The organism is Nocardioides taihuensis, from assembly GCF_042657275.1.
In the GTDB taxonomy this organism is placed as follows: Bacteria; Actinomycetota; Actinomycetes; order Propionibacteriales; family Nocardioidaceae; genus Nocardioides; species Nocardioides taihuensis.
This window is the reverse complement of sequence record NZ_JBHSKD010000007.1, coordinates 342,349-367,759: the sequence shown is the minus strand read 5'-3', so window position 1 is coordinate 367,759 and position 25,411 is coordinate 342,349. Positions and strand designations below refer to the sequence as shown.

Genomic DNA, 25,411 nt, shown 5'->3' with positions numbered 1-25,411 from the left:
CGGAGGTTCTCGTTCGTTCAACCAGGCTCGCCGCTACCAACGTCCTGGCCGGGTACATCTAGGCGGATGCTCAGGTCGAGTCTGGCGTTCCGCGCACAAGGCCTGGCGCACAAATCGGATGGATGAGCCCAGGGAGGAACCATGTGGGCCTTGATCATCACCGGCGCCATCTTCCTCGTGGTCGTCGGCTTGCTCGCGCTGTCCGGGCGCACGGACAAGACTGATGACTGGGGAACTGGCGGGTTTGGCAGCGGCGGCGGAGGCTGAAATCTCCATCCGATCATTGCCGCTGTTCGCGTGATCGGCACCCGCGTCAATCCGCCGCCCATCGACTCTCGTGACCAGGCTGTCCGGCCGGCTTTCCCCTGGAGGAGCTTGAAGCGCAACCGGGACCGCACGTTTCAGTGTTGCGACCGGCCGTGACAAGGATCGAGGTGAGGTACCGCGTGGCCCGGACGGCACGCGGAATGATGCTGTGCCGCTTGGGACGGTCGAGTAGGCACCTTCAGTCTCCACTCGAGTGGTCAGGCTCAGTGGGGCCGTGGTGTCGGTTGGCTTTGGCGCCGGGCGGTAGCACACTTCAGCTCATGAAGGCTCCCGCGAGCTTCGCCGATCAACTAGCTGAGGCTGCGCGCTCGATGCAGGGATGGTCGAGCACTCAACTGACGCTCGAGAAGGTCGTACTGGTCGCACGCGAGATCATCCAGGGGTGCGACCTTGTCGGGATCTCGATCGTCCACAAGAACGGCATTGACACCCCGGTGGGAAGCGACGAGACGCTGAACCGAATCGACGAACTCCAGTTCGTATTCAAGGAAGGGCCATGTTTCGACGCGCTTCGCATGCACGAGGTCGTTCACAGCCGTGACCTGGCCGATGACAACCGCTGGCCCAGATGGGGGCCACTGGTCGCGAAGGAGGCCGGTGTCGTCTCCATCGTGAGCTACCGGCTCTACACGACCCAGGACACCCTCGGCGCAATGAACCTGTACTCCTTCAAGCCCGATGCGTTCGACGCTGACGACATCAACAACGGACAAGCGCTCGCCGCCCACGTGGGCGTGGCGTTGGCGGCTTCGCAGAACGCTGAGAACCTGGAACTGGCGATCAGCAATCGCACCATGATAGGCCGGGCCGAGGGCATCTTGATGGAACGTTTTGGCATGCCACCCGATCAGGCATTCGCTGTTCTCCGCCGCGTGTCACAGCGCCGCAATGTGAAACTGAACCGCGTGGCCGAAGAACTGGTGCGCACCCGTGAAACGCCGAGATAGGCGTCACCACAAGCCGGCACCTCGAGACGGGCTGAGCACTCGCAACTGCGGATCTTGCCGTCGGCGGTCGCCGTCTTCTGGCGTCCTGGGCGGCTACCACAGCCGGCGGTTGGTCGCTACTGCGCCCGCGGCAGTGACGTTCAGTACCTTGCCTCAGCTCTGGCCACGATGTGGGCTGGACGCATCATGATGCATCCCGGTTGAGGTGACGGACGTCGACGCTTCGAAGAGGGGTTCATGAGGTCGTTTGTCAGCAGCTTCGCACCCGGGCTCGGCCGCGTTGGTACGCGGGACCTCCTGGCGGACGAGGGGCAGCAACGCGGGGCCCGTTCCAGGAAGGCCGGGGTTCCTCCGTGTCATCGGGTAGGTCCTCGACGCAGCGTGGCCAGCCGCCACCTCGGGGTGGGGTGGTGCAGGGACGCGTTCTGCGTGAGTCGCGCCCCTGCACTCCCCCGGTTCCCGCGCTCGGCCCGAGCGCGGAGTCTCACGTGCCGGTTCTGGACGGGCCGGCCGCCGAGGAGTAGTGCCTGACCGGGATCGTCGTCACGCGGAAGCGCCCCGAGCCACCGAGATCAACGGCCGCTGTCGGATCTCGGTCTGCGGATCGCCTTCGCAGATCTCGCGCAGCAGCGTGAGGACGATGGTGCGCACCGGGTGTGGGACCTCCGCGCCCAACGGGCCAGCACCTCGAATGACTGATCGATTCGACCCCCCATGGGCCAGCATCATCCGCCCTTGGCGTGGTCGATGACCGTGGCGTTGACATCGGTTCAAGCGACCGGAGGTCCGACCGCTCGGTGGCCGTGGCATCGTCGGCGGCTCGCTCGCGCTGTCGCGCATCGAACTCACGGTCTGCAGGCCGGGGGGCCCTGGGAGACGTGGGTCGGGGGTCATGCCCAAACCTCTCGAGGAGAGCCATCGCGGCGTACCACATCTGCCGCGGGCTGCGCTCCCAACCACCTGGAAGCAAACCTAGCCGACGAACGCGAACCAGTCCAAGGTCATGGGAAGGCGGGAGGTTGCTGGAAGGGTGCGCAGGCTGGCGCGCTGTGCGCGAGCTCGCAGGTTCGACGATCAAGGTTCGCCTACTGGCCTCGCGGGAGAGTCCGAGCGATCCAGCGGCGCTACGGCAAGGGGCACGGTCATTCCGCCGCGAGCCGGGGCCTGGTCCACCGATGCCCGCTCCTCGAGATCGGAGGCGCATGCCCCGGGATCGGGAACGTCACGGCAGATGGCCCACCAACTGTCGCACGTGATTCTGGGGGGCCGCTGTCAGCACGTCCCCGCCGATGTGCCCGCGCTCGATTCGGCTGCGCCGCGTCGAGTACGAAGTTGCCCGCCATGTTGCGGGTTAGCCACACGACGCACCGCCAGAAGACGAACCTCCGTGGGGAGCCGTCGGGCATCGCCGGCAACTCGAGCGGCGTCCAGGGGATCCCCTCGCCCCGGTGCCGCGCGATCACCCACTCGGCGAAGCTGTTGCGCAGCACAACGTCCTGCGCGGCGGCGGAGGTCACGGCGCCCGGCCACACCATGCCGCCTCCCAGTGCCTGGGCGGGCGCCGGCAGCACGAGATCGGGATACCCGGGCCGGTCGATCGCGTAGATGAAGCCGCCGCGGGCGTGAGCGCCTCGTCCTGGTCGTGGTGGTCGTCGTTGGTGCCCATGGGGTTGGTGCCCAGTTGGGTCCACACCCCTCCGACGCGCTGCCACAGCGAGTCCCGCCGTGTGCGGGTGATGTCGTACTCCAGCCCGGCCCGGTGCCCCTCGATGCGGAACCGGAGCTCCATGCCGTTGACCGCGCGGGCGCCCGGGCCGACGCCGAGGTCGACCGGGCAGATGGCACAGGTGTTGTCGGCGTCGCTGGTGCCGCTGTTGCGGAAGCGGATCTGGGTCACCCGCGGCATCGCTACTGCCTGCTCGCGTCATCACCCGTCGGCGCCCCAGTGGCCGTCGCGACGCGGGGGCGGCCGTCGGCGCCCCAGACCTGCCACGTCTTGTGCGCGACGCGGTAGCCAGTGGCCAGGTCGACCTTTGAGAGGCTTCCTGCCACGGGGACCCGCCACGACCACGTCTTCCCGGGCCGGGCGCCGATCACCTGGAGACCGAACGCCGCGCCCCGCAGGTGCACCCGACTCTCCCGCTGTACGTCGGACTGGCCGCTGACGTAGTCGGACCCGTAGTGGCCGCCCTCGAGGAAGCTGAGCGCGTTGGCGAGCACCCAGCCGCGGTAGCCGGGCACCGTCGCCAGGCCCCGCTCGGTCAGCTGCTGCTCGAGGTCGCGGAGCTGGTCGGCCAGCAGCTCGCGGCAGACCGCGACACCGACCGAGAGCCGCCGCGGTCCTCGGGTTCGGACCCCTCGACGTCCTCGCGCCGCCCGCGCCCCGTCGTTGCGCCGAGCGAGCCCTGGCTCGACATCGCCGTCATCGTCGCCGTGACGAAGGAGTGGTACCAGTCACCGGGGTCGTCTGTCCCGAAGTCCTCTTAGGAGAAAAGCAGGCCGCGACGCCTATTCGAGGTGCCCTGTCCGTCGATGAGCGAGACATGCGCGATGCGTACACCCCCCACTGCCTCGGGATCGGGGATGGCCACACTGACTTGGCGGCATCCAGACCCGCATCCGAGGCCGAGGCCGAGGGGAGGGAAGTCAATCTCCGCACCTTCGACTTCGGCCAGCGTTGCCGCCACGACATCGCGATTGATCTGCGCCATCAACTCTCGCTGGTGGCGCTTGGCAGCGTTGATGGCTTTGACGCCGGCCATGATCGACTTGAGGTCTTCTCGAGCACTTGTGACGGCCTCCATCATCACGACAATGGCCGTGGCTTCGATGTCACCCTGCATGCCGAGGAGCTGCGTCCAGGCCCCGGTTTCCGCGGACGCGCCTTCACCCTCATCGGCGCGATGCCTGCCCCTCATGGCTCAACCTCAGCCTGACACATCGAACTAGGTCAACAGCCATCGCTTCAGTGCACGAGCACGGACTACGCAACTCCGCCGCTTGCCGCCGCGCGAACAGACGCAGCGTGGCTCCTCGGGAAGTCCGTCAACACCTCGGTGGCTCCCATACCTACTCCACCGCTACTAAGCGCACACTGTCGATGGCCGGCCCGGCGTTGCCGGGTGTCAAGCTGCGGAACCCGAGATGGGTCCCAGCCGCGGTGGATTCCACGAGGAAGGTGACGCGACGCCACGTCGACTGGACGTTCACATCTACCTTGCGCACACCGATCCGCTCAAGGTCCCAGCGCACCGCGAGCCGGCTCCGCGCGGGCGGCCCGTTAGGGTCACCCCACAGCAGGAACGACAGCCGGTATGACGTGTTGGCGTCGGTTGAGACGAACTGCGAGACCCAGCCCCGCCGGAAGCCGTTCACGCCCAGCGACTGATTGCCACGACCCGCGGGCCAGTCAGTGCTCACCAGGTCCACGGAGTGCCGGACGACCCACCATCCGGGAATGCGTCGCTCGCCGTCGGCGAAGAACGCCACCCAGGGCCGCGTAATCGTCGGGGCCTCGAATCCCCCGTTGCGGATCAGATTCTGAGTGGCGACGGGGGCAGCTGCTGGCGCCTCAGCAGCAGACGTGCTGCCCGCCGTGCCAACCGCGACCAGTCCGACACTGCACACCATCAGAATGAACGATGAACGCAGTCCCATGGCGACTCCTAGTGTGACCGTCCTCCATATTGCACCCGACGGGGCGGCTGCAACAGTGGCGCCCGCCCGAACCGGACATCGCCGACTCAGAGAAGTTCGAGTGTCCCTCTCCGCCGCTTGTTCATGGCTGCCGTTGCCGTGCTCGCTGGGAGCCTCAGAGCTTTGCTTCAGCAGCGTCGATGTTCCGACTGGGCCACCCGGCCGCTCCGGGACGGATCCCCCCGATGGCTCAGGCGCCACGCGCCCCAACAGTGGATCGTGAGAGTTGCTCGCGCACGCCGTCATGAGGGGGATCCGATGAAGACACCCACCGCTGTGATGCTGGCCGCAGGTGGTCTGCTGGTCGCAGGGGCCGCTTCTGCCACAACGATCGGGCCGTCGGCTGCTGACACCGGTGCGGCACCCGCCAACCGCGGGGTCCACGGGCGGGCCACCGGCGTGGACCCGACCGCCTACCCTCAGAACGGGATGCTTGTCTACACCAAGCAGAACAACCGCGACCTCGATATCTACACCGTCCGGCCCGACGGAATCCAACGCACACAGCTCACGTTCGGGGGAAGGGCCAGTCGTCCGGCTTGGTCTCCGGACGGGAGCCAGATCGCCTACGTCCGCGATACCCGTCAGGGCTCCCAGATCAAGGTCATGGACCCCGATGGCCAGAATAAGCGGACGGTGATCACCGTGCTCGGGTACCCGGCCTCCTTGGAGTGGTCACCCGACGGTCTGTGGCTGGCCTACAGCGGCCCTTCGGAGACCGACGGGTGGGAGGCGGACATCTTCCAAGTGGAGGTCGCTTCCGGTGCCGCGCAGACACTGTTCGGAACCGAGGGCTACGAGGAGGCCCCGGTCTGGTCGCCGAACGGGAAGAAGCTGCTCTACATGTCGTGGGACCTGAACTTCCATGGGTCCCGGGTGTTCATGCTCGACACCGACGCGGCGACCACGACCGAGTTCGCGTTGGGCGTCAAGCACGCCGGATGGGCGACCTGGACGCCAGATGGCGCCCAGGTCGTGTACGAGACCTACAGCGACTTTGAGCAAGGCACCGACTTCTACGGGTTCGACCTGGTAGCGCAGGACGCCGACGGTACCCACGCCCACGTCCTCGAAGACGGCCCCTCCGACGAGCGGGAAGCCACCTTCCGGCCACAAGGAGACCGGCTCTGTTTCAGCCGCGGCGATTCCAACTTCTACCGTGACCCCTCCTACTGGTACGGCCTGAGCACCATCGCGCCGGACGGGACCGGCTACGTGCGACTGACCCGCACCGGGGAACACGAGCCGGTGTGGTCCCCCGACGGCCGGTTCATAGCAGCGATCAGAACCCAATACTCGCGCGGCGGCAACCACCAGAAGGGGTTGTGGGTGCTGCGCGCCAACGGCAGCCACCTTCACCAGATCGTGCCCGGCCAGGTCTGGGACATCGACTGGCAACCAGTCCCCGACCCACAACCACCGGCACGAAGCACCCACCGGTGACCTGACCGCGACCAAGGCGCCACCGGACCTCCGGCGACTGCCAAAGGAACCGGCTGTGAACCGACCGCCGCTGCTACACCCGCGCCGCTGCGGTGAACCGGTCACACCGCTGGTCGTGTGGTTCAAACCCGCGTCCTTCCGCCGCGAGCCGGAACGCACCAGTCTGGCGAGGAAGGACGTCGCCTCGTCACCGCGCGAACTGCTCCGGTGGTGGATGCGGGCTGGGGATCGTCGGTGAGGGCGTGGATGATGCGGCCGATCTCCGGGTGCGCGGTTCGGAGTCCTCCTTCTCGTCCTGCTCGACGGCCAGCGCCGGCTACGGCGTTGTCCTGCTCGAGGCATCATGACGTGGCTGGCGATCCTGACTACGCTGAGACGACGCACCTCTCGAGTGACTGGGGGCCACAGTGACTGACCCGCTCATCGGCGCAGTGGCAAAGGCGGCAGGAGCCGTAGCAGACAGCGGGCCCCAATCGGCCAGCGGAATACTCACTCGAGCCCTCGGACAGGCGGCCGACGAGGTGGGCGCAACTCTGGGTCGGTACACCCCACGCCAGCTCGACAACATCGCTGCGGTGACCGTTGCGGCCTCGGCGAAGTTCGGTCGGTCTCCGGAAGGGCAGACCTCGATGCGCGCAGCGATGCGAGTCGCAGAGGAAGCCGCCTTCGCAGAGAACGAAGCCCTGACGGAGTACCTGAGCGGAATCCTTGCATCCGCAAAATCTCCCGACGGATCGGACGACCGAGCTGTCGGTTGGTCTGCCCTGGTGGCCCGGCTGTCATCCGATCAACTGCGGATGCACTTCCTCTTGTATGCGACCCTCAGGCAACACCTGCTGGGGAGGCACGAGGACACAACAGACAGCATCTGCGCGGAATCCTGCTTCGTCTCGTACGTCGCTCTGTACAAGGCGATGGAATGGCCTCGTGGGGAAGGCCCGAGGTTCCTTGACGCGCTGTACGGGCTGAACGGCGAGGACCTTGTCGGTGCCCAATGGGCGTACGGACCCGCGGAATCCCTGGAGTCCCGCTTCAAGTTGACCTTCCCGGACGGCGGCGTGGTGTTCCAAGCGAGCCGCGCAGGGCTTGGGTTGTGGCTCTGGGGAACGGGCTACGGTGCGCGGCGTGTGACCGACGCCCTGGACCCCGAGCTCGAGATGCGACCAGCGGTCCTCCACGTATCCCTCGATACCCAGCAGACCAAGCTCCTCTCCGGACTTCATCCTGCGGCCTCTTCCTGATGGCCGTCCGGCCATGATCGGGTCCAGAACCACTCAATCGGACCTGTCGCCGCCCATGCACGGGGCGCGTTCCGCCCGAGCTCAGCTGCGGAAGTCGAGGACCCGGTCCGGGAGGGCCATGCCGTCGCGAGGTCGATGCCGTGAACGGCGCAGGTGATCGCGCAACCGGACGTCGAAGGACGCCTGCGAGGTCGTCTGGGACCCCGATGTGGAACTCGGGCGTGCGCCTGGGCGTCCTATCCCCATGCACGCAGGTGGAGTACTCGTCCTTGCCGTTGCCGCGTCGTTACTCGCCGGTTGCGGCGACCAGGGGCCTGGGAGGACCCGAGACCACTCGGGCATCGCCGGCAGGGTCCATCTTGGGCCGCAGTGCCCCGTCGAGACCGAGCACGACCCCTGCGCTGACGAGCCGGCGGCGGGCTCGGAGGTCACGGTTGCCGAGCAGCTGGCCGACGACTCGTACGGAGCCGGAGACGTGGTCGCGCGAACCACGACCGCGGCTGACGGCAGCTTCCGCGTCCCCGTGGCACCGGGTAGCTACGTCGTCACGGCCAACGCCGGCATGTCGTGCGAGCTGATAGACGCACGGGTTGTCGCCGGCACCTATTCGAAGGTCGATCTCGCCTGCGACACAGGGATCCGTTGACCGTCAGGTGGGTGGCACCGGCCCCCGGACTCGTGCGGCGGGACACCAGGACCGGCTCCGTCCACGGATGCGGAACCGGCCAGTTGTTCCTGTAGAGCACACTCTCGCGAGTACGTCACACCGCCACGGATGTGGAGGTTGTGATTCATCCCGGGCGTGGCCGTCGGACATGGGCCGTGGAGCTGAGTACGTCGCGACCGTGTGCCCGGCCCTCGCCATCACGCCCCGGTCATTCTCCGTTGTCGCGACGCCGCAGTGATCGTCGTCGATGCGTGGTCGACGAGGTCGACGCCCTGGCTCCGTAACCCAGGTCCTTCTCCTTGCCGGGCGCCGACTCCAGCAGGGTCTGTGCCCGCCTGTCGAGAAGGCCCGAGAGGAGTTGCTGCGCGTACCCAAAGATCAAGGCGTAAGCGAGGATCTGGCCTTGGCTGTCGAGCTCGCTGAGACCGGGGACGAAGTCCCCCTGGAGCGCGATCAGTCCACCGAGAGCCGTGAGGGCACCGAGGGGGAGCTTCAGGATCGCCAGGGAGAGCGGCACGTCGTACGGCGTCGAGGTGCCCGAGAGACCCCGGATCGAGATCGCCGCCGAGAATGCCCCGCCCAGCACCCCGAGCAGGAGCACGACAACTATGTCGTGCTTGTTCATGGGCCCCTCGACGGTAGGGGTCTGCGCATTCCAGGGGTACTCGCCCGTGGGGCACACCCAGGTGGCCGGTTTGCCCTCCGCGTTCGGAGGCGTGAAGCACAGCGGGATCGTAGAGGGGTTCACCCACACGTAGGCCGCGGTCACGACCAGCAACACAGTGATGACCAGGGACGAGACGATGATGACGTTGCGGAAGCTCCGCAGCTGCGTGTGATCCCGGTCCGCCACCGAGTGCCCGATCTCGATCACCTTGGTGAGTGCGGCCCGGGCGCCCTCGAGGGATGATTTCTCGGGGTCGGCATCAGCCAGTTGCAGCGCGGCGTCCCGGCGAGGGTCGTCACGCAGCAGCCCGGATTCGATCCGGGCTACCGCCTCCGGCACCTCAGCGCGGATCTCGTTCCAGTCGTAGAGCCTCGCGATCAGAGCCTCGGCCCCGTGCAGGTTCTGGTAAGCAGCTTCGATGTGGCGACCACCCCACCAATTGACGATCCGCCAGGGCTCGGGGTGCTCGCGACGAGCGGCAGCGCGAGCTCTCGCGAGAAGCTCCTGAACGCGCCGGTCGACAGCGTCCTCGGCGGCGAGCCGGCGGTGCAGGTCGCGTCGCCGCGTCTGCCCCGCGCGCCGCCTGCGCGCCTCCCGTTCGCGCACGACGTCGCGGGCTCCACGGAGAGCAGCCAGCCGAGCCTCCAGCAGCTGCACGTTGACTTCGACGTGTTGCACCCAGCCGCGCCTCCCGGGTCGGGTGCTGCGTCGGGTGCGCCTTCCCCTCCCGTCCCGGGGGCCGTCCTGGCCGTCGGGACCTGCTTCGGCGGCGATGAGCTCGTGGGTCACGTCTTCGCCTCCCCGAGCAGGACTGCTCATGACGATCCGCTCGCAGCGGCTACGTCGCAATGAAACGCCTGCACTACTTGCGAGCCTGGAGTTGAGAGCCCGAGAGGCTCATCTCTTCTTGGTTGCAGCCTTCTTCGCGGGCTTCGCGCTCTCGCCGAGCTGGTCGAGGTCTTGGGGTGTCGGTGCTCCTTGGCCACCGGGCTCGGTGCCGGTGGCTGCTGCGGCGAGCTGGTCGAGGCCCTGGGGTGTCGGCGCTCCCTGGTCACCGCCCTGGGTACCGGCGGCCGCTGCGGCGAGCTGGTCGAGGTCCTGGGGTACCGGCCCCACCCCCTCGGTCGCCGACGTGTCAGCGCCCGCGGCGTGACCCCCGGTCATGATGGTGATGGCAACCTCGGGCTGTGCGCTCATTCCGATCGCCTCCGTCCGTCTGTGGTTGTCATGGTCAGATCATGTAGGCGGTCGTGATCAAACCGGATGCGTCGATGTCGACGTGAACCTTCCGGCCGTTCGCGGAGGCCGTGTTCAGCAGCACGGTGAGGTTGGTGCAACCGTCGGGCGCGCCCTCCTTGATCCGCTTCCAGCCCGTGCCGCCGTCGAGGGCGGCCCACGACCACTGCGAGCCGCTGTGGATGAACGTCGATACGACTGTCTTGTTGTACTCCCACGTCATGGTTGTCTCCTTCTGGCGAGAAGTGGCCGCGGTGCCTCAGACCGTGTACATGGTGTAGATCAGCTGGCCGTCGACGTCGGCGTGGACGAGCCGCCCGTTCGCCATGGCCTCGCACAGCGCAGTGAACACGTTGGTGACTCCGTCGGCCGAACCGCTCTGGATCCGACGCCATCCCAAGCCCTCGATGTTTGCCCAGGCCCACTGCGCGCCGGCGTAGGTGAAGGTCGAGAGAACCTTGCGGTTGTAGACCCAGCCCCGGGCGGCGACGCCCCCGACGTTGATGTCAGCGGTGATGTTGTCGCCGGCCCTCGCGATGTTGGTGACCGAGATGTTCGACGCCGCGCCGCCGTAGCTCTTGCTGTTGGGCGTGGTCGAGTCGCTGAAGGCGTTGTTCGTGCTCGTCGGATAAGGATCGGTGGCGTCACCTCGGTTGGCGTTGAGGTTCAGATCGCGTCGGCCGTCGGCCTGCTCGATGTCGACGAGGTAGTGGTTCTCGTCGGTGTTGTTGTTCTTGCTGTCGTCCACGTGCTCGATGAGCAGGCCCTCACCCGGCATCGCGCTGTCGAAGAGGGTCTGCTGGCGGTTGCTGACCAGGAAGTACTCGCTGCTCGACGCCGAGCCGATGGGCAGCTTGTAGGCCACGGGATTGGTTGCGTACGGCGGGACCGTCACGCTGGCGGCTTGGTTCCACAGCACGGTCGGGTTGACCCACCCCGCGCGTGCCTTGCACCAGGCCGTCGGGTGGGCCGGGGTGTCGCCGCCACCGTTCCAGCTGCCACCTGCCATCAGGTCCCACCGAGCGGTGCCGGCCGACGAGTAGTCGGTGTCGTACAGGTCCGGCCAGCCCATCAGCAGGTGGCCGAGCTCGTGGGCCATCACACCCACACGGCCGTTCTCCGGAGCCATGAAGTAGGTGGAGATCGTCTTGCTGTCGCGAGTCTGCGGCGTGATCCCCCACTTGTGGGACCAGATGTCGTTGACGTTGCCCGACTGCTCCCCGCCGATGCCGGCGCAGATGAGCACCAGCGCCTCCACGGTGCCGTCGCCGTCGTTGTCGTAGCCCGAGAAGCTGACGTGGGGGTCGGCCAGGGCGAGAACGTCCTCCACGAGCCGCTGGGCATTCTGCGGGTAGGAGCCGAAGCCGTAGTTGCCGTTCGTGTAGTACGACTTGGGGTGCGGGGCCCGATACCACCCGGCCGTCGGACCGCCGGTCCCGCTGACCTCGCCTGTGAGGTCGAGCTTGCCGTAGGACGCTTCACGGTAGAAGTCCCGCATACTGCCCGTGGCGTAGGTGCCGGTGGAGAACAGCAGGTCGCTGAAGTGGGCCTGGGTCTGGGTGGCCGGCGCGTCGGAGAAGTCGACGAGCAGCACGATCGCCCGGCGCGTCCCGACGACCGGCGCGACATCGGGCTTGGCGTCGACGAAGGTGTTCGGTCGAGTCCGCGCCGGCCTGCCCGTGATCAGGGCGAACTCTCGCGGACCCAGTGCGTCCTCTCCTGCCTCGTCGAGTTCTCGCCCTTCTTCGAAGAGTGCCTTGGCTGCGAGGATGCGCTGCTCGAGCTCTGGCGCGGGCGGCATGACGCAGTGGACATCGCTGCCGGCGTCGCCCCCGGAATGGGAAGTGTGTGGGTGCGCCACGGCGGTCCCCCATCTGATGCTGGATGACTGGTCGTGTGTCGGCCAGCCCGACTTGCACATACTCGTGGGAAGAGCGTCACCGCACCGTCACGGTTGCTGGCGCATTCCTGGGCATCCGAGGAGGGTTGGGTCCATGAACGTCATGGCGGCACCGAACCGCAGCGTCATCACGGCTCGCACCGAACTCGTCGAGGGCGTCGAGGGCCAGCCGAAGTGGTATCTCACCGTCGAGGTGCTGGGGGCCGAAGCGGTCGAGGGCGGCCTCTTCGTCCGTGCTGGAGAAACGGCGCGGGTCTTCGTCGTCGGCGAGAGGCCCCCGATCCATGTCGGAGACGAATTCCGTGGCCAGGTGGAGTACATCGGCGGACCCGCCGGGGGCGAGCTGCAGCTGCTCGCGCTCGACGAGGTGCGGCCCGGGCATCACGACTCCTAGCAGCAATGGCGCCGAGGTCAGCAGGCCGCGGTCCAAGCCCTTCACACCACCGCTTGCGGAGACTTGGACCTGCGGGCTTCACAGGTGGTTGCACATGTCGTCGAGGTCCCGCTTGCGTTGTTCGATGAGGTCCTCAGCCAAGAGCTCCAGCGCCCGGATGTTGGTGCGAGAGGTGTCGTCCATGTCGTCGTTGCCGCTGCTGAGCGTGACCTGGTACCGGAAGTACCCCGAGACCCGGGTCTTCGTGTCCCTGCAAAGGTCCTCGAGCTGGTAGTCGACGGTGTCGCTGACCCCGTCGAAGACGACGCCGAGGATCGGTTGCGCCCACTTGGCAGGGCCCCAGTTCCGTGCCTGGTCACAGGGGATGCTTCGGGTCAGCTGTCCTGTCCCCAGTGAGACGACGAGGAGGTCAGCTTCCTCGGGCCAGATCGACCGCGCCTCTGCGTAGGCGCACATGGCCGGGTTGTTCGCGCAGACGCCTCCATCGACGAGCGCGAAGTAGTCGTCGCTCGACTCGCTGCTCAGCTTCGCGGGTTCGAAGTACGTCGGGGCGGCTGAGGTGGCGCGGGCAGCCTGCCACATCGGCCAGTCGAAGTCCGCAGCCTCCCGGGCACGGCGACGCTGGTGGGCACGAGCCGTTGTCAACGGGAACGTCTGCTCGAGGCGCCCAACGCCCGCGCGTGCCGCGACACGTGCGCCCATCTCGTCACGAGGGGCAATAGGATGGCGTCCATGCTCCTCGCGGAGGACCTCCTGCTCCTCCTGACCGATGACGAGACCGGAAAGCTCGCAGCGTCAGGCACCGAGGTGGACGTGGCGCTCGGCGGCGCCCTGCTGGTCGAGCTCGCACTGAAGGGCCGCGTCGACGTCGCGGGCGCCAACGACCGTGTGCGTGAGGGTCGCCTGGTAGTCAGGAATCCCGACCCCACTGGTGACGGTGAGCTGGACGAGGCCCTGACCCTCGTCGTGGAGAGGGAAGGAAAGAAGCCCCAGAGTGTCGTGACCCGCCTCGGGAAGAGAGCAAGGGTCCGGCTCTACCAGCGGCTCGTCGAGAGGGGTGTCCTTCGCGTCGAAGCGGACCGGATCCTCGGCATCTTCCCGACGCATCGATGGCCCTCGAACGATGCCGCCCACGAGTCGTCGGTCCGGACGGCACTCCTCACGGCACTTCGCGAGGGCGCAGCTGCAGAGGCGAGAACGGGTGCACTCATCTCCCTGCTGCACGCGCTGAACGCCGTGCACAAGACAGTGGCCCCAGACTCCCTCGGACTCTCCGAGACAGAACTCGAGGCGAGCGCCAAGCGGATCGCCGAGGGCGACTGGGCAGCGAAGGCCGTCCGACAGGCAATCGACAGCATCAACGCCGCCGTGATCGCAGCCACGTCCTCAGCAGTGATTGTCGGAGGTGGCGGCGGCTCGAGCTAGCTAGCCGCGTGGCGCGGTTGGCTCCGTTCGGTCCACGACGCACGCATCCTGGCGGCCACCACCGACGTCTTGCCGCCGCCTGTCCCCACTGCTCCATCGTCACCTGCCGTGGCCAGCGGCACTGCAAGGTGCTGGATTGTCCAACCATGGTTGCGGTTCGCCGGACACTTCGAGCGAGCATCCACGCGCGTCACTCCGCCGCGAGTTCCCCTCCGAGCTCGTTGGCTGAGGATCGGTCCGTCTGGGTCCTCACGGGGTTGTGTTCTCGCGCTGGGGGTGGGTCAGCTCGTCGAGCAGCTCGCCGAACTTGGCGACGTACTCGTCGACGTCTGCTTCGTCGTGGGCCACCGAGACGGTCGGGCCGAGCCACCACCCGGACTCCCACACCCCGCGGTTGACCATCCACAGACGCATCAGTGCGCGCAGGTCCGGGTCGTCGTTGACGCGTGCCTCGGCGCCGTTGCGGGCCGGGACCGGGGCGAAGCCGTAGTAGGCGTGCGTGCCCATCTGGGCAACGTTCCACGGCAGGGAGGACGCGGCGACTGCCTCCCGCACGCCGTCCGCCATCCGCGTGCCCAGCTCGCGGGCGCGGTCGAAGGCCTGCGGCGTCAGCACCTCGGTCAGGGCCGCGCGGCCGGCGGCCATCGCGAGGGCGTTCGCAAACAGGGTGCCGCCGGTCGCGATCTCGGCGAAGGCATCCCCCATGGCCAGCTGGTGCCCCCCGGCGGGCAGGGATCGCGCGGCGACCTCCTCGGTCATCCCGTAGGCGCCCAGGGGCACTCCGGCCGCGATCGCCTTGCCCACCGTCAGGAAGTCCGTCGCCAGACCGAACTCACCGGCCATTCCGCCGTAGGCGCCGACCAACGAGTGCGTCTCGTCCAGGGCCAGGAACGTCCCGGCGGCACGGGTGAGCTCGCGCAGGGCCGCGTGGAAGCCGGGCGCGGGCTCAATGATCCCGACATTCGTCATCACCGGCTCGGTGAGGACCAGGGCGACGTCACGCGGGGCGAGCGCGGCCTCGAGTCCGGCTACGTCGTTGAACTGGACCAACCTCGCCTGACCGGTCACCGAGCCGGGCAGGCCCTGCAGCTCGGGGACCGTCCGGTCGCCCTCCAGCACGACCAGGGTGGGGTCTCCGTGGCCGTGGTACTTGCCGTCGAACATCAGCACCACCTCGCGGCCCGTGAGCTGACGCGCGATCCGGATCACCTCGGTGTTCGCCTGTGTTGCCGACAGCGTGAACTGCCACTGGGGCAGGCGATAGCGCTCGGCCAGGTGCTCGGCCACCACGATCGCGTCCTCCCCCGGCAGCAGGAAGTGGTTGCCCTCCGCCATCCGTCGACCGACCGCCTCGACCACCGGCACAGGCGCGTGCCCGCAGAACCCGCTCATGTCCCCCAGGTACATGTCGAGGTACTCGTGCCCGTCGACGTCGCGAAACCTGGAGCCGGCCCCGGTCTCGGCGAACACGGGCGGATACTCGTACAGGCTCTCCATCCACGACATCGGGACCCCGCGCGGCATGCTTGCCTTCGCCCGCTCGCGCAGGCTGGCCGAGCGGGCGTGACCGGCCGCGAACCGCGCCAGCTCACGCGCCTGCATCGCCGCAACGCGTTCACTTCGGACCCCAGTCCGGGTCTGCATGCGACGGATACTGGCACCAGGCCGCACCACTCGCAACGGGTCGACGCACGACTGCGGGTGATGAACGGCTTGCCCTCAGGCAGGTCACCTCCTCGACCATGCGTCCTCGAACTGCCCAGATGCCGAGCCGACGCCTCCGCTTCTGTCATCGCGGGCCCGGATGCACTGGCTGCGCCATGATGGTTCACATGTCCTCCGAGCCGCCACTTCCGCCGACGCGGACCGAAGAGCATCCGAATGCGACGGCGTACCGCAGGGCCGCGGATGCGTTCCGTGCCGGCGACCTCGCCACCATCGGGTCGCTGGTGGACCCCGACGTGGTCTGGCACGTCCCGGGAGAGCACCCATGGGCCCGGGACTACCGAGGCCGAGAAGACGTCTCGCACTTCCTGGCCCGGCTCCCGGCGATCGGATTCTGGCTGCGGGAGCACGACGTGTTCGGTAATGACGTGCACGTGTGCGCCCTCAGCGAGATGGGAGCAAGCCGGCCAGGGATCGAGGTGAGTACTCGAGTCGTGAGCATCTTCGATTTTCGGGACGGACGCCAGGTCGAGCGTTGGCTCTATCCCGACGACGTGGCGGCCTGGAACGCGATCTTCAGCTGACACCCGCCCATCGCCTGTGGACGACCCACACGACACCAGGAGCCTCACTCCTACGCCGTGCCCGGGCCGCATCCGTCCTAGTGTTGCCCGCATGACGGACGCCCAGAAGTCCGCGGTCCCGGTGGCCGACGCCGCCGCGCGCGGGGCGCGTCGGAGGGAGCGCACCCGCGTGCTGCTGCTCGACGCGGGCGAGCACTTGCTGTCGCAGCACGCAACGGAGGAGATCAGGGTCGAGGACATCGCCGCGCAGGCGAGGGTCTCGCCCGCCTCGGTGTACGTGCACTTCGGGACCAAGGACGGGCTCCTGGCTGCCGTCACCGAGCGGGTACTGGCGGTGGCTACGGAGGCACTTCGGTCGGCGTACGCGGCCCAGGTGTCCCCGCTCGAGCGCTTCGCCGGTGTCGGCTCCGCCTACCTGCGGCTCCTCCTCGACCACCCGGCAGTGCTGAAGTACCTGACTGTCACCGGTGAACGTGGTCCTCGCACGCCCCTCGAGGGCGAGGTGGTCGCGCGCTTCAGCCAGCTGCGATGGGAGTTCGAGCAGAGCATCCGCGACGCGGTGGAGACCGGCGCGATCCGGCAGGTCGATCCGGAGCTGATGTCGTACTTCCTGTTCGGCGCGTGGAACGGAGTCGCCGCGCTGGCGCTGCGCCGCGACGCCCTGGTGATGTCGCCCGAGCGGGTCGAGCTGGCCGTGATCGAGGCCGGGCTGGTGCTTCTCGACGGCCTCATCCTGGATTCGCGTCCCGCCTGACGGGCGTCGCCCCTCGCGGTGCGGTCTGGAGTAGTTTAACTGGAGTCTGACTCCAGAACACCTCCCTGAAAGCGACCGCCATGACACAGACCGCGACGCCCCGGACGCCCGGGCTCGAGGGCGAGAACGAGACCTGGGACGCGGTTGTCGTGGGGGCCGGCCCGGGCGGCCTCACCTGCGGGGCGTACCTCGCGGCCAACGGCAAGAAGGTGCTGGTGCTCGAGGCCAACCAGGTGGTCGGCGGCAGCACCCAGGTCTTCCGCCGTGCCGGCAACAAGTTCGAGTTCGACGTCGGCACCCACTACGTCGGCGAGTGCGGCCCCGGTGGGCGGATGCAGACCGCGCTCTCCGGGCTGGCCCTGACCGAGCGCATCACGTGGCTGCGCCAGCGCCCTGAGGGCCACTGCCAGATCATGATCCCGGGTACGACGTTCCAGACGCCGACCGGCTGGGACACCTACCTCGACCGCCTGGTCGCGGCGTTCCCCGAGGAAGAGTCGGGACTTCGTCGCTGCGTCACGATCATGCGCACCATCGCTGCCGGCGAACGGCCGCTCCTGCGCCCGTTCGCACTGCTGCGCTGGGGGGTGCGGCCGATCACGACGCTGATGGCCGCGTGCGGCCTCAGCGCTGACGCCCAGGCGGTGATCCTCGCTGAGAACGGGGACTACACGTGGCCCCCGCACAGGACGCCTACCGCGATGCATGCCGGCTTCCTCCACCACTACCTCCAGGCAGGTGCGTACTACCCGCGGGGCGGCGGCCAGGTCATCGGCGCTCATCTCACCGACGTCATCTCGACGCACGGCGGCCAGGTCCGCACCAAGGCCAGGGTCGAGCAGATCCTGATCGAGGACGGGCGCGCCGTCGGCGTCCGCGTCCGCGGCGGCGAAGAGATCCGGTCCGAGGTCGTCGTCTCCGCAGCGGACTTCAAGAAGACCTGGGTGGAGCTGGTCGGCGACGAGCACCTGACCCGGAGGCTGCGGCGGAAGCTGAAGGATCTGGAGATGACGCTGCCGATGTTCGCGGTGTACGTCGCGCTCGACGTCGACCTGCGCGAACGAGACACCCCGCCGCTCGCCTGGGTCTGGCCGACCAACGACGTCGACGGCTACTACCGCGAGGTCTCCGCCGGTCGCTGCCCAGAGCGCATGCCGGTCGGCATCAGCTGCCCCACGGCCAAGGACCCCGAGGGGACGCACTCGGCACCGGCGGGCTACTCGACGCTCGAGCTCGTGAGCTGGGCGCCCAGGGAGCATGCGTTCTGGAACGTCAAGACCGGCCCCGCGGACGGTGGCAGCTACCGCCGCGACGAGCGCTACCTGCAGCTCAAGGAGGAGCTCACCCAGCGCGTGCTCGACACCGCCGAGCTGCTGATCCCGGACATCCGTGAGCGGATGGTCTTCTGCGAGGCGTCCACCCCGATCACCCAGGAGCGCTTCACCCTCAGCACCGACGGCACCTGCTACGGCATCGCCCCGCTGCTGAAGAACCTCGGCCCGTTCCGGCCGCGGGTCACCACCCACATCCCGGGCCTGTTCCTCGCCGGCGGCAGCACGGAGCACATGTTCGGCATCAACGCCACCATCTACGGCGGCATGGGCACGGCAGGCGCCGTGCTCGGCCGCGATCTCTTCCAGGAGGTCCGCGACGGCGCCGTCTTCGTGGACGAGGCACGCCTGACGCCGGTCACCCACGACTTCGACCCGCTCCTCGCATCGAAACCCAGCTCCGTCATCCGCCGCCCGGTGCGTCGCCGCCCCCGGGCTACTGCCTGACGAAACGAGCCCCGGCCCGGCCAACGAGGTGGCGTCATTCCGCCGTGAGTCGGACGGCCTGACATCGGCGTGGGCGGACGGCCCGTCAATCCTGCGAGCCGACCGAGTCCTCAGCCGACCACCTCGTGGAGGTGGACACCGTGGTCCGTGGCGATCAGCTCGGCTGCCTTCTCGCCGATCATGATGGCCGCAGCGTTGGTGTTGCCGCTGACGACGTTCGGCATGACGCTCGCATCGGCCACGCGCAGGGCGTCGATGCCGTGGACCCGCAGCCGCGGGTCCACGACGTCGCCGATCCGACAGGTCGACGTCTCGTGGTAGACGGTCAGCGCGTAGTGGCGGGCCAGGTCCTCCAGCAGCGCGTCGCTCGGTTCGGCGCCGGCGACGTGGCCGTGCGCCTGCGCGAGGTGCGGCGGGATGACTGCCTCGCCCAGGCCGCCGCCTGGCCAGGCCTTCGCGATCTCGAGGGCTCTGCGCATCACGGCGACCATGACCGCCACGTCGTGCGGGTCGTCGAAGTAGTTGAGCTCGATCCGCGGTGGGACCTGCGGGTCCGCGCTGGCCAGCCTGACCGAACCCTCGGAGTGGGGTTGCACGGGGTTGGGCAGCACCACGACCTGGCCGCGGGTCGGGTCCAGGAAGGACTCCGGGTCCTCGAAGAACGCAGCCGCCGGAAGCCGGAAGACGCCTTCCCAGATCGGCGGCGTGTAGCCGGTCGCGAGGAATCCGATCTGCCCGTCGTGGGTGTGCTCGTCGCCCAACCCGGTCGAGAAGAACGCGACAGCGTCGTAGAGGGAGGACGAGGCGAGGCCGCGCCCGGTGGTGAACCATTCGGCGATGCGGCGCTCCGCCTCGGCCTTGGCCGCGGCAAGAGGCTCGGGCAGGTCGTCGTCGTCCGCGGGGTCTGCCGGCAGCGGACCAGCGGGAGCCCGCAACGCGTCCGGCCCGAGGGACATCGCAACCTCGGTCATCGTCTCGCCGATGCCGTCGGCGGCAAACATCAAGGGCGTGTGCAGGTGGTCCTTGAGGTGCCGCCCGACGTCCGGAAGGTCGACGACGCAGGCCACCCCGGCGGCGGAGAGTTCTTCCCGGGGCCCGACCCCGGAGAGCAGCAGCAGGTGCGGCGACCCGATGGCGCCCGCGCACAACACCACCTCGGTGCCCGCGGCGACCGTCTCGGGGGTGCCGTGCTCCGTGCGGCAGGCCACCCCGGTGGCGCGAACCACCTCCCCGTCCGCCTCGAGCACGACCCGCTCGACGTGCGCGCCGGTGACCACGGTGAGGTTCTCCCGGTCCATCGCCGGCTCGAGGTAGGCGTGGAAGGTCGAGCTCCGCCTGCCGTCCTTGGTCGTCGTCTGGAAGAGCGAGGCCACTCCCTCGGGGCTGAGGCGGTCGCGACCGTTGTAGTCACCCTGCTTCATTCCCGTGGCGCCCGCGGCCTCGACGAACTGCGCCGAGGCAGGCAGGATCGGCTGGCGCACCGACACGCCCACCGGGCCGTCGTGCCCGTGCACGTCGGGGTCGGCGTGCAGCTCGGGGCTGTTCACGAATCCCTCGGCCTTCAGGAAGTAGGGCAGGACCTCCTGGTAGGACCAGCCGTCCGCGCCCCCGGCGGCCCACGAGTCGAAGTCGCCCGGGTGCCCCCGCACGTACGCCATGTAGTTCAGGCCGGAGGAGCCGCCGAGCATCTTCCCCCGCGGCACCATCATCTGGCCGCCGATCAGGCCCTTGCCGACCCCACCGGGGTCGCCGTTGTACATCCAGTCGGTCGCGGGGTCGTTCTGCAGGCTGGCGACCGCGGCGGGCACCAGCTCCGAGGGCGGCGGCGGCCCGCCGGCCTCGAGCAGGCACACCCGGACATCCGGGTCCTCGCTCAGCCTGGCGGCGACCACGGCACCCGCCGATCCCGCTCCCACGATCACGTAGTCGTATGTCGAGTCCATCGATCGCACCTCGTTGTGGCACCTCGCCGGACGGCGGGGACGGTCTCGCCACGCAACCACACTCACCAAGGCGAGACAAGGGAGCCAGCGACCCTGGTCATCCCAGTCGCCGCCATCAGGCGCAGTGCTACTCCGTGAAGCGTTCGGGCACGTCTGGGCGGGTGAAGTAGTCGCTGGCCTGCGACGACCACCATGCCTGGACGGTGCTCAGTCCCGTGGGTGGCTCCAGCGACCCGGCGCAGATCCAGATCGTTTCCGGTGACGCGTCGGCTCGCCAGAACAGGGACGCTCCACATGATCGGCAGAACCCGTACTCCGCACCGTCCACGGGGTGCCAGGTCAGCTGCAGCGTGGGGTCGTCCGTGGTCACGTCCGCGACAGCTGCGGGGGTTGCGGCCATGTAGTGGCCGGTGAATCGACGACAGCGCTGGCAGTAGCAGTTGACGACATCGTGCAGGCCGCCGGTGACGAGGTAGGTCACGGCACCGCACAGGCAGCCTCCCGTGCTCACCTGCTCCGGCGACATGCCGTGAGTGTGGCTCGTGCAACCCGCTGCGTCCATCGCCTCGTCGCCGGAGTCCCGGGGTTAGGGTGACGTCATGGGCAAGGAGTACGCGCTGGGCCCGTCGAGTGAGTTCCCCTCGGGCAAGGTGGTCGGCGCGGGACCGTATGCCGTCGGCAACAGCGACGGTCGGTACTTCGCGGTCAGCCGCAGATGTCGGCACCTCGGCGCCGACCTGGCGAACGGCAGCATCGACGCCGAGGGCTGCCTGGTCTGTCCCTGGCACCAGTCCGTGTACGACGTTCGCACCGGTCGGATGGTCCGTGGTCCGCAGGGGGTGTTCGCCAAGGTGCCGGGGCTTGGTGCGGCATTCAAGGCGCTCACCAAGGTCTTGCCGCTGGGTCGGGGCGAGGTGACCGAACGCGCCGGGGATCTCTACGTCCGCTGACTGTCAACGGCTACCGCCGCGGATGCCCTCCGCGGACGCCGCGCTGATCGCCGGACCGTCTGAAGTCGGAGACCGGGCAGCAGGGCGGGAACGCGGGCGGCGTAGGCGTCGTAGTCGGCGAACGTGCGCCGCAGGTCGCGTTCCTCGAACCTGACCCCGATGGCGATGTAGACGGTCATGGCGGTGGCGAACAGGACGTGCGAAGCACCCATGTGCGGGGTTGCCCAGAAGGCCAGCAGCAGCCCGGTCATCAGCGGGTGCCGGACGACGGCATGCAGTCCCCCGACCTCCAGACGGTTCGTCCTGACGGCATCGCGAGGCGTCGACCACCCGGCCTGGCGCAGCCCGGTGAGCTCGAGGTGGTCGACCGCGAACGTCGACGCGATCGCCAGGATCCAACCGAACATGCCCAACGACCAGACGACGACGCCGGCCGGCCCGTGGACCTGCCACACCTGGCCGCCCCAGGGTTGCCACAGCACCAGGATCACCAGCAGGCAGGCGTCGGTGGCCAGGACGTACGACGTGCGCTCGAGCGGCGCAGGGATGTGGCGGCGCGACCACGCCTTGACCTGAGGACGCGCCATGGCCGAGTGCTGCACGGCGAACAGCATCAGGAGCGTCAGGTCGACCGTCGCCGCGACCGCGGCGCTCGTACGCGGCGGACCGTCCACGGTTGGGGAGACGACGACGTCGGCCAGGAAGAGCACCGTCCACACCGTGACGGCGACGAAGCCGGCCCAGGCGACGGCCGAGATGAACAGGTAGCGGGATTGCCGGGACATGTCCCCATGCTCCGGCGACCGACGGACCCGGCGCAGCCGTAGAACTACCTCACTTGTTCGGCTCACGCGCGACGTACCAGGCGGCCACCTGGGCACGCGACCTGAACCCGAGGCGCAGCCGGATGCGTTCCACGTGCGACTCGGCCGACCGTTCGGTGATTCCGAGGCGCTCGGCGATCTCGCGGTTGGTGAGGCCGTCGGCCACCAACGCTGCGACCTCGGTCTGGCGTGGGGTGAGCCCGGTCGGCACGGCCCGCCGCAGCCGGGGGAGGCCCAGGAACCGCCGCACCTGGTCCACCACCGCGTCCGCATCCCCCATCGCCGGGAGGTGGGACCGGCCGTCCAGGGCGACGAGCTCCGCGCCGGGGATCGCACGGGCCAGCGTCCTGCTCTGCGCGGCCGGAACGGCACGGTCCCCGCGTCGGTGCAGCACCAGCGTCGGCGCGGCGATCCCGCCCAGCGCAGGGAGCACGTCCAGGTCGTAGGCGAGGCTCAGCAGGGCGAGCGCCGTGTCGGCAGACGACGCCGCCCGCTGGTACTGGGCCAGTGCGCGACGGGTCCCGGCATCCGTCTCGGGGGCAAACAGGTCGGTGAGCAGGTCGGAGCCCAGGCCCCAGTGCGTTGCGAGCAGCCCGAGCACGTGCCGTCGGCTGTCCTCGTCACCGATGGCGGCGCCGGTGGCCCAGCCGCCGTAGAGGACGAGCTTCGAGACCGTCTCGGGCCGTGCCGAGGCCCACTGTGCCGCCACCGGGGCTCCCAGCGACCAGCCGAACAGGTCGAAGCGGGTCGCGCCGAGGTCGTCGGTCACCGCACGGATCGTGGCCAGCTCCAGGGCCATGGTGCGTGGCCCCTCGTAGGGATCGGAGAGACCGCAGCCCGGGCGGTCGTAGCGCACCAGTGTCCGGCCGGACGACAGGGCCTCGTGGAACATCCGCTCGGCCGGGATCGACCAGCCGAGCTCGAGATGACTCAGCCAACCCGGCACTGCCACCAGCAACGGACCGCTGCCGGTCAGCGCGTAGGCGACCTTCCCGCCGTCCTCCAGGTGCGCGGTCCCCCAGCGCTGGTCACGCGAAGCCACGACACCAGTGAACACCCCGGGCCGCCCCGGAACTGCCCTGACCGCCACGCGGTGCGGGGCTCGTCCCGGACGACGGGCGCCAGCCTCATGACGCCTCGATCACCGCGATCGTGCACCGTGAGATGCACACGAGCTTGTCGTGGTCGTCGACGATCCGGACCTCCCAGACCTGGCTGCGACGGCCCAGCGACACCGGCCGGACGGTGCCGACGACCCAGCCGGAGGTGACGGGTCGGAGGTGGTTGGCGTTGATCTCCATGCCGACGCACACCTTGCCGGGCGCGACGACGAACGTGGCCGCGCAGCTGACCAACGTCTCGGCGAGCAGCACCGACGCGCCGCCGTGCAGGATCCCGAAGGGCTGGCGGGTACGGCCGTCGACCGGCATCCGACCGGCCAGGTAGTCAGCTCCGAGGTCGGTGAACTCGATGCCGAGGTGACCGATCGCGCTGTCCTTGCCGATCTCGTTGGCCTCGTCCAGGTCCGGTCTGCCGTGCCAGATCCCAGCGCTGCGCAGCGGTGCGTCTGAGGTGAGTGTCATGCACTCCATGGTTCCGGGTCCGGGGCACCGAATCAGCCGTGGAACTACCTCACTTTGCTCGGCCCCCATCAGTTCGACGCTTCCCGCTCGATCAGCGCCTTCAACATGGCGAGCTCCTTGCGCGCCTCGCGAGGGCTGAGTACTGCGAGCTCCACGACCTTGCCGACAGGACCCAGCCTGCGGCGCCAGTGCGTCGCGGCGCGAAGCTGCAGCTCGGTGCCGCCCGATCGCTCCTCCAGCCGTGACGTGAGCTCGAACTGCAGGCCGAAGTACGCATCCGTCCTCGTCACCAGCTCGCGTGGGACCTCCGCAGCCAGCACCGTCGTACGCGCGGCGAACGGGCCGCGCCTCGAGACGTACGTGGAGCCAGCCTCGCCCGGCGCACCCTGGACGTCACCGACGACCGGCTTCCCGGTCTGCCAGTCCGCAACACGAGCGGGATCGACGTAGGTGCCCCACACCTTCTCGGGTGCGGCATCGATCCACACCGAGTAGACAAACACGCCCATGCGAGCCGCCTTGGGACTGCTGATGCTCGAGCCGACGCCCGGAAGCCTACGGCGCTCGCGGCGAACTCCGCATCCACTGTGGGTGGTCCTGCTGGGGTCGGCTCACGAGCGGCCGATGTACGGCGACAAGGGGCCGCGTGCTCCACAGCGGCACGGAAGCGAATCTCGAGGACGTCTCCGAGGGCCGCTGCGCGACCTGTCAGGGCGAGGGATTCGTCTGAGGCACAACGCATCAAGCTCGCCACCGAGCTCCTGCTGCGCCGGCTCGTCGACGCTGGCAACACGGTGGCTCTGGTCGAGCACGACCTCGACGCGATCGCCACCGCCGACTGGGTGATCGACCTCGACCCCGGCGGCGGGGATGCCGGCGGTCAGGTCGTCGCGACCGGCATGCCGGCCGACATCGCGAAGGCCGAAGGCAGCGCGACCGCGCCGTACCTCGCGCGGCGGCTCGAGCGGACCTGATCCGGCTCCGGCGGGCCGACGCGCCCGACAGGCAGGTGACCGGCTCGGTGGTCCCCGCATCCGTGACCGGGCGGGAGTGATCTGATCGCGGCCCTGACGGCCTCGGCGTCCTCCATCGGGAACCCCGGCTCCAGCGGTACGTCGCGGGGCTCCGACGCCCGCTCGCGACGCCACGGCCGGCGCCGGTCGCCGTAGTGCGCGTTGACGATGATCCGGCGCCCGTACGCGTCGACGCTGTCCATCCGCCCGACCCGGTCCCACGCTGCGTACAGCCGTGCCAGGGCGTCCTGGACCACGTCCTCGGCACGGTGCGGATCGCCGCACAGCAGGCACGCGGTGCGGAACAGCTGTGGCCGTCGTGCCGCGACGTAGTCGCTGAACGCTGCTTCGTCCATGGCGGCCCCCTCTCGGAC

General features: G+C 68.8%; 27 protein-coding genes. 10 read left to right on the top strand and 17 right to left on the bottom strand.

Annotated features, from left to right (window positions below; genetic code table 11):
• Positions 1 to 141 precede the first annotated feature (141 nt).
• Together ACFPGP_RS07745 and ACFPGP_RS07740 are read left to right on the top strand one after the other, a co-directional pair.
• Entirely contained in the window at positions 142 to 267 is a 126-nt protein-coding gene (locus tag ACFPGP_RS07745) for a hypothetical protein (protein WP_378588971.1), read from the top strand.
• A gap of 320 nt (positions 268 to 587) precedes the next feature.
• Positions 588 to 1,274 carry a GAF and ANTAR domain-containing protein gene (locus ACFPGP_RS07740; protein WP_378588970.1) on the top strand — a complete coding sequence of 229 codons (687 nt, stop codon included), beginning with the start codon at positions 588 to 590 and terminating at the stop codon, positions 1,272 to 1,274.
• Positions 1,275 to 2,787: 1,513 nt separating this feature from the next.
• On the opposite strand, the gene ACFPGP_RS07735 is transcribed toward ACFPGP_RS07740, so the two are convergent.
• The 4 genes from ACFPGP_RS07735 to ACFPGP_RS07720 all read right to left on the bottom strand — a co-directional run bounded on the left by ACFPGP_RS07735 (position 2,788) and on the right by ACFPGP_RS07720 (position 4,931).
• Entirely contained in the window at positions 2,788 to 3,180 is a 393-nt protein-coding gene (locus ACFPGP_RS07735; protein WP_378588968.1) for a hypothetical protein, read from the bottom strand.
• A 2-nt stretch (positions 3,181 to 3,182) separates the two neighbouring features.
• On the bottom strand, positions 3,183 to 3,515 hold the full coding sequence (locus ACFPGP_RS07730; RefSeq protein ID WP_378588967.1) for a hypothetical protein: 333 nt from the start codon (positions 3,513 to 3,515) through the stop codon (positions 3,183 to 3,185).
• 242 nt (positions 3,516 to 3,757) lie between these two features.
• Complete coding sequence (locus tag ACFPGP_RS07725; protein WP_378588965.1) at positions 3,758 to 4,192, bottom strand: hypothetical protein; 435 nt, start codon at positions 4,190 to 4,192, stop codon at positions 3,758 to 3,760.
• A 151-nt stretch (positions 4,193 to 4,343) separates the two neighbouring features.
• The gene (locus ACFPGP_RS07720) at positions 4,344 to 4,931 is read right to left on the bottom strand and encodes a DUF642 domain-containing protein (RefSeq protein ID WP_378588963.1); all 588 of its coding nucleotides are present in this window, start codon (positions 4,929 to 4,931) and stop codon (positions 4,344 to 4,346) included.
• Between the two features lie 297 nt (positions 4,932 to 5,228).
• Between ACFPGP_RS07720 and ACFPGP_RS07715 the strand changes: the two genes are divergently transcribed.
• Positions 5,229 to 6,413 (top strand): TolB family protein, encoded by a 1,185-nt coding sequence (locus ACFPGP_RS07715; RefSeq protein ID WP_378588962.1) that lies wholly within the window; start codon positions 5,229 to 5,231, stop codon positions 6,411 to 6,413.
• A gap of 575 nt (positions 6,414 to 6,988) precedes the next feature.
• On the top strand, positions 6,989 to 7,654 hold the full coding sequence (locus tag ACFPGP_RS07710) for a hypothetical protein (RefSeq protein ID WP_378588960.1): 666 nt from the start codon (positions 6,989 to 6,991) through the stop codon (positions 7,652 to 7,654).
• Between the two features lie 875 nt (positions 7,655 to 8,529).
• On the opposite strand, the gene ACFPGP_RS07705 is transcribed toward ACFPGP_RS07710, so the two are convergent.
• From ACFPGP_RS07705 to ACFPGP_RS07690, 4 genes are all read right to left on the bottom strand, one after another.
• Positions 8,530 to 9,777: a hypothetical protein gene (locus ACFPGP_RS07705; RefSeq protein ID WP_378588958.1), complete on the bottom strand. Its 1,248-nt coding sequence runs from the start codon at positions 9,775 to 9,777 to the stop codon at positions 8,530 to 8,532.
• A 108-nt stretch (positions 9,778 to 9,885) separates the two neighbouring features.
• Positions 9,886 to 10,185, bottom strand: coding sequence for a hypothetical protein (locus ACFPGP_RS07700; RefSeq protein ID WP_378588956.1), 300 nt, complete (start codon positions 10,183 to 10,185; stop codon positions 9,886 to 9,888).
• A 34-nt stretch (positions 10,186 to 10,219) separates the two neighbouring features.
• Positions 10,220 to 10,447, bottom strand: a complete 228-nt coding sequence (locus ACFPGP_RS07695; protein ID WP_378588955.1) for a hypothetical protein — start codon at positions 10,445 to 10,447, stop codon at positions 10,220 to 10,222.
• Positions 10,448 to 10,483: 36 nt separating this feature from the next.
• Positions 10,484 to 12,025, bottom strand: a complete 1,542-nt coding sequence (locus ACFPGP_RS07690) for a M6 family metalloprotease domain-containing protein (protein WP_378588953.1) — start codon at positions 12,023 to 12,025, stop codon at positions 10,484 to 10,486.
• 193 nt (positions 12,026 to 12,218) lie between these two features.
• Between ACFPGP_RS07690 and ACFPGP_RS07685 the strand changes: the two genes are divergently transcribed.
• Positions 12,219 to 12,518 carry a hypothetical protein gene (locus ACFPGP_RS07685; protein ID WP_378588951.1) on the top strand — a complete coding sequence of 100 codons (300 nt, stop codon included), beginning with the start codon at positions 12,219 to 12,221 and terminating at the stop codon, positions 12,516 to 12,518.
• 78 nt (positions 12,519 to 12,596) lie between these two features.
• On the opposite strand, the gene ACFPGP_RS07680 is transcribed toward ACFPGP_RS07685, so the two are convergent.
• Entirely contained in the window at positions 12,597 to 13,220 is a 624-nt protein-coding gene (locus ACFPGP_RS07680; RefSeq protein ID WP_378588950.1) for a patatin-like phospholipase family protein, read from the bottom strand.
• 30 nt (positions 13,221 to 13,250) lie between these two features.
• Here ACFPGP_RS07680 and ACFPGP_RS07675 point away from each other — a divergent pair, with 30 nt between their 5' ends.
• Complete coding sequence (locus ACFPGP_RS07675) at positions 13,251 to 13,943, top strand: GOLPH3/VPS74 family protein (protein ID WP_378588948.1); 693 nt, start codon at positions 13,251 to 13,253, stop codon at positions 13,941 to 13,943.
• A 249-nt stretch (positions 13,944 to 14,192) separates the two neighbouring features.
• Here the strand turns inward: ACFPGP_RS07675 and ACFPGP_RS07670 are convergent, their stop codons facing one another.
• Complete coding sequence (locus tag ACFPGP_RS07670; protein WP_378588946.1) at positions 14,193 to 15,587, bottom strand: transaminase; 1,395 nt, start codon at positions 15,585 to 15,587, stop codon at positions 14,193 to 14,195.
• Positions 15,588 to 15,775: 188 nt separating this feature from the next.
• On the opposite strand from ACFPGP_RS07670, the gene ACFPGP_RS07665 reads away from it, so the two are divergent.
• The 3 genes from ACFPGP_RS07665 (at position 15,776) to ACFPGP_RS07655 (ending at position 18,724) form a co-directional block, all read left to right on the top strand.
• On the top strand, positions 15,776 to 16,192 hold the full coding sequence (locus ACFPGP_RS07665; RefSeq protein WP_378588944.1) for a nuclear transport factor 2 family protein: 417 nt from the start codon (positions 15,776 to 15,778) through the stop codon (positions 16,190 to 16,192).
• A 91-nt stretch (positions 16,193 to 16,283) separates the two neighbouring features.
• A complete protein-coding gene (locus ACFPGP_RS07660) occupies positions 16,284 to 16,946 on the top strand; it encodes a TetR/AcrR family transcriptional regulator (protein WP_378588943.1) in 663 nt (220 codons plus the stop codon).
• A gap of 80 nt (positions 16,947 to 17,026) precedes the next feature.
• The gene (locus tag ACFPGP_RS07655; protein ID WP_378588941.1) at positions 17,027 to 18,724 is read left to right on the top strand and encodes a phytoene desaturase family protein; all 1,698 of its coding nucleotides are present in this window, start codon (positions 17,027 to 17,029) and stop codon (positions 18,722 to 18,724) included.
• Between the two features lie 110 nt (positions 18,725 to 18,834).
• Here ACFPGP_RS07655 and ACFPGP_RS07650 read toward each other — a convergent pair whose 3' ends face one another.
• Together ACFPGP_RS07650 and ACFPGP_RS07645 are read right to left on the bottom strand one after the other, a co-directional pair.
• Positions 18,835 to 20,667, bottom strand: coding sequence for a GMC family oxidoreductase (locus ACFPGP_RS07650; protein ID WP_378588939.1), 1,833 nt, complete (start codon positions 20,665 to 20,667; stop codon positions 18,835 to 18,837).
• A 127-nt stretch (positions 20,668 to 20,794) separates the two neighbouring features.
• Positions 20,795 to 21,193: a GFA family protein gene (locus ACFPGP_RS07645; protein ID WP_378588937.1), complete on the bottom strand. Its 399-nt coding sequence runs from the start codon at positions 21,191 to 21,193 to the stop codon at positions 20,795 to 20,797.
• Between the two features lie 73 nt (positions 21,194 to 21,266).
• Here ACFPGP_RS07645 and ACFPGP_RS07640 point away from each other — a divergent pair, with 73 nt between their 5' ends.
• Positions 21,267 to 21,617: a Rieske (2Fe-2S) protein gene (locus ACFPGP_RS07640; protein ID WP_378588936.1), complete on the top strand. Its 351-nt coding sequence runs from the start codon at positions 21,267 to 21,269 to the stop codon at positions 21,615 to 21,617.
• On the opposite strand, the gene ACFPGP_RS07635 is transcribed toward ACFPGP_RS07640, so the two are convergent.
• The 5 genes from ACFPGP_RS07635 to ACFPGP_RS07615 all read right to left on the bottom strand — a co-directional run bounded on the left by ACFPGP_RS07635 (position 21,605) and on the right by ACFPGP_RS07615 (position 25,393).
• On the bottom strand, positions 21,605 to 22,402 hold the full coding sequence (locus ACFPGP_RS07635) for a methyltransferase family protein (RefSeq protein WP_378588934.1): 798 nt from the start codon (positions 22,400 to 22,402) through the stop codon (positions 21,605 to 21,607). The genes ACFPGP_RS07640 and ACFPGP_RS07635 overlap by 13 nt on opposite strands.
• A 49-nt stretch (positions 22,403 to 22,451) precedes the next feature.
• On the bottom strand, positions 22,452 to 23,483 hold the full coding sequence (locus tag ACFPGP_RS07630) for an alpha/beta fold hydrolase (protein WP_378588932.1): 1,032 nt from the start codon (positions 23,481 to 23,483) through the stop codon (positions 22,452 to 22,454).
• Between the two features lie 85 nt (positions 23,484 to 23,568).
• Positions 23,569 to 24,024, bottom strand: coding sequence for a hotdog fold thioesterase (locus ACFPGP_RS07625; RefSeq protein ID WP_378588931.1), 456 nt, complete (start codon positions 24,022 to 24,024; stop codon positions 23,569 to 23,571).
• Between the two features lie 68 nt (positions 24,025 to 24,092).
• Entirely contained in the window at positions 24,093 to 24,533 is a 441-nt protein-coding gene (locus ACFPGP_RS07620; protein ID WP_378588930.1) for an SRPBCC family protein, read from the bottom strand.
• Positions 24,534 to 24,904: 371 nt separating this feature from the next.
• Positions 24,905 to 25,393: a sigma factor gene (locus ACFPGP_RS07615; protein ID WP_378588928.1), complete on the bottom strand. Its 489-nt coding sequence runs from the start codon at positions 25,391 to 25,393 to the stop codon at positions 24,905 to 24,907.
• Positions 25,394 to 25,411 lie beyond the last annotated feature (18 nt).